The following is a 12329-nucleotide window of genomic DNA, read 5'->3' on the forward strand; positions in this document are numbered from 1 at the left end:
ACGACGCGTGGTTGACCGACCTGGGCACCCACGCGCTCCGCGATCTGCCCCGTCCCGAGCGGGTTGTGCAGCTGTGCCATCCCGACCTCTGCAACGAATTTCCACCGCTTCGGAAGCGTGAAGCGCCCGGAATGTCTGGGACTCAACATCTTCCCGCTCAGCTGACCAGCTTCGTGGGCCGCGCCACCGAGATGGACGACGTGCGAAGCATTCTCGCGCAAAGCAGGTTGGTGACGTTGACGGGCGCCGGCGGCGTGGGCAAAACCCGGTTGGCGGTGCAGGTAGCGGCCTCAGTCGCGAGCGACTACGCCGACGGGATTTGCTATGTCGACCTGGCTCCGATCACCGACCCTGACCTCGTGCCGGTCACCGCGGCCCGGACGTTGGGTTTGCCGGACCAGCCGGGGCGGTCCCCAGAGAAAAGCCTGCTGCAGGTCATCGGCGACCGGCACATGCTGATGGTGCTCGACAACTGCGAGCACCTGCTGGACGCCAGCGCCGGACTCGCCACGGCGTTGCTGGCAGCATGCCCGCGACTGAAGGCCTTGGCGACGAGTCGTGAGCCGATCGGCGTGAGCGGCGAGGTGATATGGCGGGTGCCGTCGCTGTCCTTCGAGGGCGACGCCGGGCGACTCTTCGAAGACCGCGCCCGCCACGCGTGTCCCGATTTCTGTGTCAACGACGACAACGCCGCCGCTGTCAACGAGATCTGTCGTCGCCTCGACGGCATGCCCCTCGCGATAGAGCTGGCGGCCGCGCGGGTGCGCGCGTTGTCCCCCGCCGAAATACTCGCCGGGTTGCAAGACCGATTCCGGTTGTTGACCGGCGGGTCGCGGACGGCCGTGCGGCGCCAGCAGACGTTGCAAGCCTCGGTGGACTGGTCCTACGCGCTGTTGACCGAACCGGAGCGGATCTTGTTCCGTAGGTTCGGGGTTTTCATGGGCGGCTTCGACCTCGACGCGTGCCGGGAAGTGGTATGCGACGAGGATCTGGCGCCGCACCAGGTGCTCGATGTGCTGGCGTTGCTGATTGACAAGTCGCTGGTAATCGCCGAAACCGTCGGTGGCGCAACGCGATACCGACTGCTGGAAACGATCCGCCAGTATGCGCAGGAAAGACTGAGCGAATCCGTTGAGGCCATCGCTGTGCGCAACCGGCACCGCGACCACTACACCGCGATGGCAGCGGCACTCGACGCCCCGGGTGAGGTCAGCCTGGAGCTCCTGCTCGACCGAGCTGAAGCCGACATCGACAACTTACGTGCGGCCTTCGCATGGAGCCGGGAGAACCTCGACGCCGACAGCGCATTGCAGCTCGCCACCTCCCTGCTGCCGCTGTGGTTGACGCGAGGCCTTCCCAAGGAGGGATCTGACTGGCTCGACCTCGGCCTGGCCGACGCGGACATCGGGGGCGCCGATGTGACACCCCGGGCGATGGCGCGGGCTTTGGCCGACAAAGCATTTCTGGACAACATGCGGGACGCGGAAAGCCTTGCGCGAGCCCAGCGCTCGCTGACAATAGCTCGCGAGCTGGATGACCCGGCACTGCTGGCGCGCACCCTCACCGCCTGCGGCCGGCTCGCCGCCTGGAACTCCGAGTTGGCCCGACCGTATCTGTCGGAGGCGGAGACTTTGGCCCGAGCCATGGGCGACCGGTGGCGACTGAGCCAGATCCTATACAGCCAAGCGCTCACCGCCATCGTCGGTGCGGGCGATCTGGACGCCGCGGTCGCCGCAGCGACGGAGGGCCGCGACGTCGCCGACGAGGTCGGCGACCGGGGCTATTCGCGCGGGTGCCGGTTCTGTCTTTCCATAGTGCCATGGGTGCGAGGGGACATCGCCGAGACCGAGGCGCAGTACCGGCAGCTGATGATCGAAGCGGACGCGGCGCACGCCCTGATCTGGCAGGTGAACGCACGGTCGTACCTATGTCTTACGCTCGCCCATGGCGGAAAGGCGGCCGAAGGCCGCGCCGTGGCGCTCGAGGCGCTCGAGGGTGCCGCCGAGATCGGCCGGTACCAGGAAGGTGTGGTGTATGCGGCGCTGGCCTTTGCCGCCCTCGCCGGCGGCGACGTCGGCGGAGCCGTCGATGCCAGCGAAGCGGCCCGCGAACGATTCGGTGACCGGCCGCTTGCGGCCACGACTACCAAGCCCTCGGCGCAGGTCGCGCTCGCCCGTGGTGATTTGGCGTCGGCACGCCGCTTTGCCGAGGAAGACGTTGCCAGTGCGGTGGGGTGGTTTACGGTGGAGGCGCTTACCACGCGTGCGCGCGTGGCGTTGGCGGAAAACGAACCGGGGCAGGCCGAGCGCGACGCCCACGACGCCTTGACGCGCGCCGTAGACACGGGAATCCACTCCTTGGTGCCCGACCTGCTGGAGTGCCTCGCCCGTCTGAGTCACCTGGCCGGTAGCCACCTGGACGCGGCAAGGCTTTTCGGCGCGGCGCACGCGGTGCGTGAGCGAACCGGTATCGTCCGCTTTCGGGTATACGACGCGGACTATGCGGCATCGGTGGATGCGGCACGTCGAGCGTTGAGCGAGAAGGAGTTCGATGATGCCTGGGCCGCTGGCGCGGCCCTGTCCATGGACGAGGCGATCACGTACGCCCGCCGCGGGCGAGGTGAACGCAAGCGTCCGCCCAGCGGTTGGGACTCATTGACCCCGGCCGAGTGCGACGTCGTCCGCCTCGTCAGCGAAGGACTGGCCAATAAGGAGATCGGCGATCGGCTGTTCATCTCGCCTCGGACCGTGCAGACCCATCTCACCCACGTGTACGGCAAACTCGGGCTCACGTCGCGGATGCAGTTGGCGCAAGAAGCGTCTCGCCGATCAGTGGCCGATTAGGTCCAATGTCCCCAGCTCGCGGATCGCCTGGCAGCCGCGGCTGAGCATGGTCAGCACCATGTCGTCGCCCCGCGCGGTGGCCGCGGCGAACGCGAAACCCAGCGCGGAGATCAGTGGCGCCTGCAGCACCCCGAGCCGGTAATCGCGCCAACATGTTTCGCTGTCGTAGTCGCTGACCCCACCGGCCGTCAGCGCGCGGTGATAGTCGGCGACGAGCTCTTCCTCGATGCCGGCGCGCAGTTGCGAATTGAGACTGGTCGCGGTGAAGTAGGCGAGATCTCGGGCCGGCAAGCCCACACCGAGCGTCTGCCAGTCGACCACGCTGACCCTGGTTCGTTCGGGATCGAACAGCAGGTTGTCCAGCCGGTAGTCGCCGTGCAGCAAGGCAAACCGGTCGTATTCGGATAGCAGCCACGGTGCGATCGAACCCATTGCCGCGCTGAAGGTGTCCCGGTCTTCCGGGCTCATCCGATCGCCCAGCTTCTCCAGGGTGATGTCGGCGCTCATCGTGGCCACCTCGCCCATACCGTTCGCGCCGGCCTCATCCGGCCGACCGAACGCGATGCCAGGAAAATCAAGCCAGACGGGGTCACACCAGGTGGGTGCGTGCAGCCCCGCCAGCGCCGTAACCGCAAGGCGCGCTTCGGTTTCGCCGCAGCCGATGAGCTGATCGCCCTGCACCGCCGGCGCCTGGTCGGCGAGCAACAGGGCGAAGTCCATTGCATCATCGGTGATCTCGGAATAGAAGCACCGTGGCGTCGGCACTTGGACCCGATCCGCCACCCAGGAGTAGAACGCGCATTCGCTGCGATAGCCGATCACCACGCGGTCGCGCACCGTATCGTCCTGGGCCGGCAGTTTGATCACAAAGGTCTGCGGCAAGTCGCCGGGATCCGTCGCATAGCGAGCGGTAACCCGGTAGGTCGCCCCGGTTTGTCCCGTACCGATCGCGGACACCTCCACGTCTTCGACCTCGACTGGCGTGCCGCCGCCGCTAAGCGCGGCCGACAACCACTGCGGGGTCACATCGCCCGGGTAACGCGGTATCGACAGCACAGCACTCATCAGCAACACGCCTCCTGTACAGCTCGGGTCCGACTGACAAACTGTAAGGCATACCGCAAGTGTTGCGGTCAACCGCGGTGCGCTAGTCGGCCAGAATGCGCCATTCGGCAGCTTCGTGCTGCTGGCGCCAGAATTCGTCGAAACGACCACCCGCAGCGAGTAATTCGTCAACCGTTCCATCTTCGACCACTCGGCCGTTGTCGACGAACAGGACGCGGTCGGCGTGACTGATGCTGGCCAGCCGATGCGCGACGATCACCTGGGTGCGCGATTGTGGGTCGGCGGTCAGCGCGTCGACCACCGCGGCCTCGTTCTCGGTGTCCAGCGCGCTGGTGGCCTCGTCTACCAGCAGTATCGGTGCGGGCTTGAGCAGAGCGCGGGCGATGCTGACCCGTTGTCGCTCACCACCGGACAGTGCCGAGCCGGCCTCTCCGACGACGGTGTCGGCACCGTCGGGAAGCCTCCCGACGAGTTCGTCGACGCGGGCGAGCGCCACGGCCCGCGCGAACTGCTCGTCGCCGGCGCCGGGATCTCCGGCGAACACATTGTCGCGGATCGACCCGTGGAACAGGTAGGGATGCTGGAACACCACGCTGCTGGCCGCCCGCCGCGCTTCGCCGTCCAGCGTCGCCACGTCTACTCCGTCGATAAGCACCCGGCCGCCGGTGGGCTCGTGCAGCCCGGCGATCAGCGCCAGGATGGTGCTCTTGCCCGAGCCGGACGGTCCGACGATCGCCGTGGTGCTGCCCGGCTCCAGGGTGAAGCTCACCCCGTCGAGCACCGGCGCACCGGCGCCGTCGTAACGGAATACGACGTCGTCGAATTCGACGCGGGGTGCCGTGGCGCCGGCCAGCGAAGCAGCGCCGACCTTCACCAGCGGTGCGGCGAGCACCGAGCGGATGTTGTCGAGCGTGGCGCGGGTGCTTTCCAGCGCCGGCGCCAGTTCGCTGATGGTGGTGAACGGTTCGAGGTAGCGCACGATGACGACGATCAGCGCGATGGCCTCGGCCACCGTGAGCGTTCCATTCACGGTCAGCGCTGTGGTCGCCCCGGCCAGCAGGATCAGCGCCAGCTGGCTGGCGAGGCTGAACAGCAGCTGCCCGGGAACCTGCATCGAGAGCAAGCGCATGGTGGCGCCGTGTTGTGCCGCCAGTGCGTCGCCGACGAGGCTCCTGGCGGGCTCGACGCGTCGCGCCGCCCGCAGCGCCTGCTGGGTTCGGGCGAACTCGATGATCCGTTCGGTGAGCGCGCTGTTGGCGTCTGCGGCCGCGGCATCCGCGCGCCGCGCCAGGCGGGCCGATGCCCACAGCGCGCCCAACAGCAGCGGCAGGCCGCCCAGCGCGGCGACCCCCAGCTGCCAGGAGACCGGCAACAACACCGCGATGGCCGCGGGCAGCAGGATGGCGGAGATCAGCGGCGTGAGCAGGTTGACGACCAGACCGACGAGTTCCGGACCGGTGGCCGCGATCGCCTGCCGTGCCGTCGCGGTGTGCTGGGCGGTGAACCAATCCAGCCGCACACCGGGCAGCCGATCCGCCACGTCGTGCTGGCTGTGATCCAGCACGGCGAAGCCAAGGTTGAAACCGATACGGGCGGTTGCCGTGTCGATCGCCCAGCCGGTCACGGTGGCCGAAGTAAGCCAGCCCAGCCACACCAGCGCGCGCCGCGGGTCGTCGCTGAACAGCGCCCCGACTAAGGGGACCAGCAGCACGGTGGCCATCGCGCGCACCACCACGGACATCAATGCCAGCACCGTATAGGTGATGACCCGGTTGCGGCGATCAGGCGGGACCAGACTCAACCACGTGCGAATCATCGTGCCCCCTCGCCCGTCGTGCCGGCGGTCAGCTGGTCGCGCCTGCCGCCCTCCCATAACCGTCGGTATCGGCCGTCGGCGGTCAGCAACTCGTCGTGCGTGCCACGTTCGACGATGCGGCCGTGGTCGAGCACGACAATCTGGTGGGCTCGGGTGATGGTATGCAGTCGATGGGCGATCACCAGCACGGTGCGGTCCTTCGTCAACCGGTTGAGTGCTTGCTGCACAAGGTATTCCGATTCCGGGTCGGCGAAGGCAGTTGCCTCGTCAAGGATCAGCACCGGGGTGTCGGCCAGGATCGCGCGGGCGACGGTGAGCCGTTGGCGTTCGCCGCCAGAGAGCCCGCTTCCGGCGCCCAGCACGGTGTCGTAGCCGTCCGGCAGTCGCATGATGCGGTCGTGGATCTGGGCCTCGCGCGCCGCTTGCTGGACTTGTGCCGCGGTGGCATCGGGGACGGCCAGCGCGATATTTTCCGCCACGGTGCCGTGCACCAATTGTGTTTCCTGCAGCACGAATCCGACCTGGGCATAGAGCTGGTCGGCGGTCATCGACCGAATATCCTGTCCCCCAACACGTATCGAGCCCTGCCCGACATCGTGGAACCGGGCCAGCAAGGCGGCCAGCGTCGACTTGCCCGACCCGGAGGGGCCGACCAGCGCGGTGACCGTGCTGGGCCGCAAGGTCAGCGAGACATCGTGGATAACGGGAACGTCGGGGCGGTAGCCGAACCCGACGTTCTCGAACACCACCGTGGCCGCCGAATCCTGGTCGGCGTCGTCACGGTCTCGCACGGTGAGGTCCGCCTCGTCGAGCGCGATCTGCAGGCGCCGGGCGGCCAACATGCCGGCGCGGATGCCGCCGAGTCCGTAGGCGATGCCGAGCAGCCGCGCCCCGAATGTAGTGCCCAGCAACAAAAACGGCAGTAGATCCACAGGATTCATCCGCCCCGTGACCACCAGCAACGTGCCCGTGACCACGATAAGCCAGAGGAAAGTGGAGGGACGGGTGACCAGATCCATGAAGGTCTTCTTGCCGGCCAGCGGGCGTTGCCAGGCGACCAGGAAGCCGACGTACTCGTCCAGCCGGCGCCGGAAACTGGACGCGGCCGCACCACCGAAGACGCGCATCACCGGCTGGCCTTCCAGGTATGCACCGGCCTCGCCGTTCATCGTCTCGGCCCAGCGCTGCGACTGCGGGATCCGCGGCCCCGACTGGATCGTGAGCGATGACGTCAGCACCAGGTATACGAGGACGGGCACAAACAACACCAGCGCCATCCGCCAGTCGACAGCGAACAGGTAGACCAGCACGGCCACCGGCGCGACCGCCGCGGCGACCGCGTCCGGGATGGCGTGAGTCACCAGGTAGTGCAAGGACAGTGTGTCGTCCTGCAGCAGTTGCTTGATGGATCCCGACCCGCGCGCGGTGAACCAGCCCAGGGGTAGCCGAGACAGCTTGTGCAACAGTTGCGATCGCAAATCTCGGGCGAACCGCGCATCGATGACATGGAGCCACAGGGTCAGGGCGGCACCGAGCAACGCCCCCAAACCCAGTAGCGACACCGCGGCGATGCCGATGTCGGTCAGACGGGACGCGGGCGCATCGGAAACCAGGAGCCGGGCCAACTCGACCAGTAACACAAACGGCGCAAGTTGCACCAGCGTGATCACCGCCTGAAGCACGCCCGAGGCGATCAGCGCCGACCTCAGTGGCGCGAGCAGTCGGCCGGCGCCCTGGGCTCGCCAATTCCCGCGGGCCGCCACGGCAGGTGTCGCGTTGGACACCTGCTCAGCCGATTCCAGCTGCGCCGCAATGTCTTCCGCGCTGGGCGTGACATGACCGGGTGCCTCCGGCTCGTCACCGCGCCGGGTGCCCATGGCGCGCCCGGCGCTCCAGTAGGCCTGTGCGTGAACCTCTGACTTCGGAAAGCCGAATTCGTCGCGCAGCCGCGCTCGAACCTGCTTGAGCGTCGTGGCTTCCGGCGTCGCCCATGCATACCAATCGGACCAATCCCGGCTCTCTATCGCGGCGGCGAGCGACTTCTCGTCACGGCGGGCAACCCAGTGCACCCGCAGCCGCGGATGCTGCGCGACCGGGATCAGCGTGTCGTTGGCGTCGTGCTGTTCGAGGTACATCTCGATCGGGACGTCGTCGGGGACGACTCCGATGATCCCGTTCATCCCCGGGATGGATGCCGAGTCACCGATCAGCAGGTAACCGGCCGGCTGCTCGTCGGGCACGTCGAACCGCGACGAGCCCATCAGGGCCATGACCGCGATGGTGGCCCCGGGCTGCACGGTGCGCGCCCACAACGACGCCGGGCCGGCGGGATCGTGCAGCACGATGTCGACCGCGAAGCGACCGGCGGGAACGTCGGCCTCCGAGATCGTGTACGCGCGCTGGAATTCCGTTTTCGATCCGTCCGGGTCCGGGAACCAGAACCGCAGCCACGCAGCCGGTTCCGCGTCGACGTCGTCAAACAGGGTCGGCGACGTCATGCGCACCCGCACGAAATGCGGGGCGATTCGGACGGTTTCGATCACCGTCGCGGTGTGGTCGCGCGCGCCGAAGCTGCGCAGCATCACACCGGAGAATCCGCGTGCCATTAGCGGTCCTTTCTCGCGGCGCTCCACGCCGCGACGGCCTCGCCGACCTGACGACCCGGCGGGTTCACCACCGCGAGGCCCCGGATCGATGCGGCCTTGTGGGCCGCGCACACCCCGAATTCCACACCTGCCACGACCCGCGTGGGCAGCGCGATGACCGGCCAGCCGGTCACGACTTGGTACGTTACCCCACAAACTAAGGGTTGCCTTACCATAGGTCAACCTGGGCCCGCTTCAGTAACCTGGGAGGCATGAGCGGTGATTTGGCGGCGCCCGTGTTGCTGTACGACGGGGTCTGCGGGGTGTGCAACCGGTCGGTGCGCACGATCCTTCGGTTCGATCCCGCCGGCCCCCTGCGCTTCGCGGCGCTGGAGAGTGTCTTCGCCAAAGCGATCATCGCTCGGCACCCGGAGATCGGCAGCGTCGACTCGGTGGTGTTCGTGGATGACCCCGGCGGACCCTCGGAACGGGTGGCTGTCCGATCCGAGGCAGTGCTGCGCGTGGCGAGGTATCTCGGCGGAGCGTGGCGGCTGTGCGCGGTCGCACGCCTGATTCCGGCTCCGCTGCGCGACGGGCTATACGACAGGTTCGCCGCGATCCGCTATCGCGTAGGCGGCAAGTACGACAGTTGTCCGCTGCCGGCCCCGGAGGTCCGCGCCCGCTTCGTCGCGGACTGACCGGCGTCAGTCGGTGACCGGCGCCGAAGCGAGGTCCGTCTCGGATTCCTTCCGCTTGAGCTCGGCCAGCCTGCGGTCGTCTGCCGCCGCTTGGCGGTGCTTCAGCGCAGAATCCCGGTGCTCTTCCGTGTGCGAGACGCCTTGTTGGACGGTTTGATCTTGGATTTTCGCGAACCGCTCGTGCCGAGCCGCGGATTCCTCGAGGCTATGCGCCGCCGATAGTCCCGCGCGAGCGGCGCGTTCGCGTGCCGCGGCGGCGTCATGTTCGGCGAGCTCGACATCTTCTGCCGTGAACGCTTTGATCTGTGGTGATGGTTCGTCTTCTGTGGGCATGACGTCTCCCTTGCGTCCCGTGAGTTCCAGATACCCGCCGGGAAGGGTTTGACGCTTACGCCTGTCGAGATTTCGTCCCGGGCGTGCCGGGACGACCCGTGCGCTCCCGCGGAGGCAGCGACGCTCTCTTTGAGTGCTGGTCTCCTACCGCACTCAGCGAGCTATTTCTGGCCGCGTTTTGACGCCATTCTCAATGGCTGCCGACGCGAAGAAGCGCGACATCGACACCATTCGCCATTAGCGACATTTCTTCGCCGCGCACGGGGCATGCCATCGAATGGGAACGTCATGAATAGAGTGCACCGCGACTCCATTCAGCTGCGTCCATCGCCAGCGACTATCTCGACAGGAACGATCGACGCATTGGAATGCCTTGTTTGGCTTGGCTCCGCTTGTGTAAGAGATTGCACGGCAGCCATTAAGAGCAGGAGTCAGTGGCCGATGCCGACGCTGGGAACGAGCGTTTAACCGGCAGCACCGCCAGCGGCTATTCCGCTCTGACTACCCCTGGTGCGCCAAGGTCGATCGTTATGCAGCCCGACGATCCCAGCATCACACCGGTCAGCACGGCGGCCAGCGCGAAAACCCTCAGCATCTTCGTGGTGCTCGTCATCCTCATGGGTCACGCCTTTCTTCTGTTTGAATCGCCGTAGGCATCGAAGTGCCGACGGCTACTTGATGTTATATCGGTCATTGGACGCGTGTGCAACACTTTTCAATCGGTGAAAAAGTTGCAATGCTTGGCGCTTTGGATCGGGCCGCCTGAATCGACGAATTCACGCTGATGCCCGAAGTAGGATTGCCGGTTTGGCTCCCGCGCAATAGGCACGATCCGGGTGCTCCATGCCCAACTTGGATTGGAGCTAACCGAGTTGCGCCGCAACCAGCCGCTGTGATTCCGGAATTACCGACGTGGATGAGCAGGCAAGCGCTTATGCTGCCATCGACGAATCGGGGGCAACGTCTCGATGTGCGGAGGCTCCGATGATTACGAGGCGATGGAACCTGTCGGACGAAGCCAAGAGCAGGTACGTCAGGGAGCTGTTTTCGACGCTCGCGCCGCGCTACAACGTGATGACCGATGTGTGGACGATGGGGCTTCATCGCGTGTGGAAGCGACAGGCTATCGAGCTGTGCGCCCTCCGCCCCGGCGAACGTGTGCTGGACGTTGCCACCGGGACGGGCGATCTGGCGTTTGTAGAGGAGGCCGCGGTCGGGGCGGACGGCGAGGTGGTGGCCGTCGACTCCTGCGCGGCGATGCTTGATGTCGCCCGAGGCCGGCGGAGCGGGGCCGTCGACTTCCAAGAAGGGGACGCCACGGACCTGAGGTTTCCGGACGCACGGTTCGACGTAGTCACAATCGGCTTCGGGCTGCGCAACATTGTGGATCGCGTACGGGCGCTACGTGAGTTCCGGCGTGTCCTGCGGCCGGGCGGACGCTTGATGGTGCTCGATTTCAGTAGGCCGAATCCGAAGCCGCTCAGAGTCGTTCATGACCTGCTGTACTTCCGCGTGATGCCGGCGGCGGGCTGGGTGTTTTCCTGGCATCGCGACGCCCACCATTACACGTCCGATTCCATCCGCACCTGGCTGTCGCGGGACGAGCTGAGCAAGGCGATGCTGGAAGCGGGCTTCGAGAATGTCCGCTACGTCTCGCTCAGCACTGGCTTTGGAACGGTCCACTTCGGTTCGCGTCCCGCGGACTAGCAATGGCGTCAGCCCGCAGCCCCGATTGGCCATCTCGGTCGGCGACGCCTACGGGTGCCGCGCTTTGTCGCCTCCAAAGTTGTTGTTCATCAGCACAATTCGCTCCGCCGTCGCGCGCTTCCTATGGAATGCGAAGTATTACTTTGGGTCGGTGCGGGAAGACTGCCGCGGCCCCTCGCTCGTCGGGACGCGGTTCTAGGGAGGTCTCGTGAGCCCTCGGGCCTTGCATGTTGGCTTTTCGCCCCGCGCCACGTCTGAGCGTCATACGCTCGCTCCGACAGCGGAGGCAAGCTAAAGGGGCAGCCGATGCGCCTCTCGGCGCGCAGTACGCAACCGGAACAATTGGACGACCAGAGCACAGACCTGGCCACGTATCACCGATGCCTTGGGGAGCTTGCCGCCGTCAATCGCTTGACCTTCGCCCACTACCCGACGCTTCGCTGGCTGGCGCGTGCCACGGCGGCACGCCAGGCCGCCAGCACGGTCAGCGTGTTGGACGTCGCCTGCGGGCATGGCGATCTGTTGCGCGCTATTGCTACGTGGGCGCATCACCGCGAGCTGAAAGTGCGGCTGTCGGGAATCGACGTAAACCCGCGCAGCACGGCCATCGCGCGTGAGGCGACGCCTCGATGGATGGACATCGAGTACCAGACGGCGGACGTATTTCAGTACTCGCTTGCCGAGCGCCCTGATTTCATCGTCAGTTCAGACTTCACCCATCACCTCGACGACGAGTATGTTGTCAAGTTCTTGATTTGGCTCGACGAAAACTCCGAGCGCGGTTGGCATATCGTCGACCTGCACCGCCACGCGTTGCCGTATTACAGTTTTCCGGCTCTGGCGCGCCTGATGGGGTGGCATCGCATTCTGCGCGAGGACGGGGTCATCTCCATCGCGCGGAGCTTCCGCCGTAGCGACTGGCGCAAGTACCTGGACCAGGCCGGCGTGCAAGCCGAGATCTCCTGGCACCTGTTCAGGCTGTGTGTAGGCCAGATCGACGGTTAGAGGTAACAGCGTCTGTGCCAACTTTCGCGCTGTGCCGTACGGCTGCGAGCCATGTCGGTCAGAACGAGGGCGCCCGTCGCGAAAGCCGACACGGTTCCCGCGGCGTGCATCCGCTAGCGCGGCGGCGAGTGCATTAGCCCGAACTTCACCAGCAAAGCTTTTTTTGGCAGTTTCCGCAATATTAAACACGCGTCTAAAGACCGCGCTAGCATCAGCTAGCCGGGGGGATCAGCCCGCCGCGGTATCTCACCAGTAGAAAGGTGTGGCCGATGAAGAC

The 12329-nt window shown here is 66.2% G+C and carries 10 protein-coding genes; 5 read left to right on the forward strand and 5 right to left on the reverse strand.

The genetic code is table 11. The annotated features are described in order from the left end of the window. Window positions 1-2843, forward strand: a 2843-nt coding sequence (locus tag A5652_RS06020; RefSeq protein WP_067347730.1) for a LuxR C-terminal-related transcriptional regulator, incomplete at its 5' end; no start/stop codon positions are given. On the opposite strand, the gene A5652_RS06025 is transcribed toward A5652_RS06020, so the two are convergent. The 4 genes from A5652_RS06025 to A5652_RS27425 all read right to left on the reverse strand — a co-directional run bounded on the left by A5652_RS06025 (window position 2829) and on the right by A5652_RS27425 (window position 8503). Beyond that, window positions 2829-3908 carry a phosphotransferase family protein gene (locus tag A5652_RS06025; protein WP_067347758.1) on the reverse strand — a complete coding sequence of 360 codons (1080 nt, stop codon included), beginning with the start codon at window positions 3906-3908 and terminating at the stop codon, window positions 2829-2831. The genes A5652_RS06020 and A5652_RS06025 overlap by 15 nt on opposite strands. An 82-nt stretch (window positions 3909-3990) precedes the next feature. Continuing rightward, complete coding sequence (locus tag A5652_RS06030) at window positions 3991-5724, reverse strand: ABC transporter ATP-binding protein (RefSeq protein ID WP_067347735.1); 1734 nt, start codon at window positions 5722-5724, stop codon at window positions 3991-3993. Then, window positions 5721-8330: an ABC transporter ATP-binding protein/permease gene (locus tag A5652_RS06035; protein ID WP_067347739.1), complete on the reverse strand. Its 2610-nt coding sequence runs from the start codon at window positions 8328-8330 to the stop codon at window positions 5721-5723. Before A5652_RS06035 ends, A5652_RS06030 begins: the two co-directional genes overlap by 4 nt. Beyond that, window positions 8330-8503 (reverse strand): hypothetical protein, encoded by a 174-nt coding sequence (locus tag A5652_RS27425; protein WP_156745179.1) that lies wholly within the window; start codon window positions 8501-8503, stop codon window positions 8330-8332. Before A5652_RS27425 ends, A5652_RS06035 begins: the two co-directional genes overlap by 1 nt. Window positions 8504-8581: 78 nt before the next feature. Between A5652_RS27425 and A5652_RS06040 the strand changes: the two genes are divergently transcribed. Next, window positions 8582-9007 (forward strand): thiol-disulfide oxidoreductase DCC family protein, encoded by a 426-nt coding sequence (locus A5652_RS06040; RefSeq protein ID WP_067347743.1) that lies wholly within the window; start codon window positions 8582-8584, stop codon window positions 9005-9007. A gap of 6 nt (window positions 9008-9013) precedes the next feature. On the opposite strand, the gene A5652_RS06045 is transcribed toward A5652_RS06040, so the two are convergent. Further along, on the reverse strand, window positions 9014-9340 hold the full coding sequence (locus A5652_RS06045; protein WP_067347747.1) for a hypothetical protein: 327 nt from the start codon (window positions 9338-9340) through the stop codon (window positions 9014-9016). A gap of 434 nt (window positions 9341-9774) precedes the next feature. On the opposite strand from A5652_RS06045, the gene A5652_RS27430 reads away from it, so the two are divergent. From A5652_RS27430 to A5652_RS06055, 3 genes are all read left to right on the forward strand, one after another. Then, window positions 9775-9993, forward strand: a complete 219-nt coding sequence (locus A5652_RS27430; RefSeq protein ID WP_156745180.1) for a hypothetical protein — start codon at window positions 9775-9777, stop codon at window positions 9991-9993. A gap of 259 nt (window positions 9994-10252) precedes the next feature. Next, window positions 10253-11047, forward strand: coding sequence for a ubiquinone/menaquinone biosynthesis methyltransferase (locus tag A5652_RS06050; protein WP_156745181.1), 795 nt, complete (start codon window positions 10253-10255; stop codon window positions 11045-11047). 306 nt (window positions 11048-11353) lie between these two features. Then, the gene (locus tag A5652_RS06055) at window positions 11354-12052 is read left to right on the forward strand and encodes a methyltransferase domain-containing protein (protein WP_067347754.1); all 699 of its coding nucleotides are present in this window, start codon (window positions 11354-11356) and stop codon (window positions 12050-12052) included. Window positions 12053-12329: the final 277 nt, after the last annotated feature.

The sequence above is a fragment of the Mycobacterium sp. 1165178.9 genome (assembly GCF_001673555.1).
GTDB lineage: Bacteria > Actinomycetota > Actinomycetes > Mycobacteriales > Mycobacteriaceae > Mycobacterium.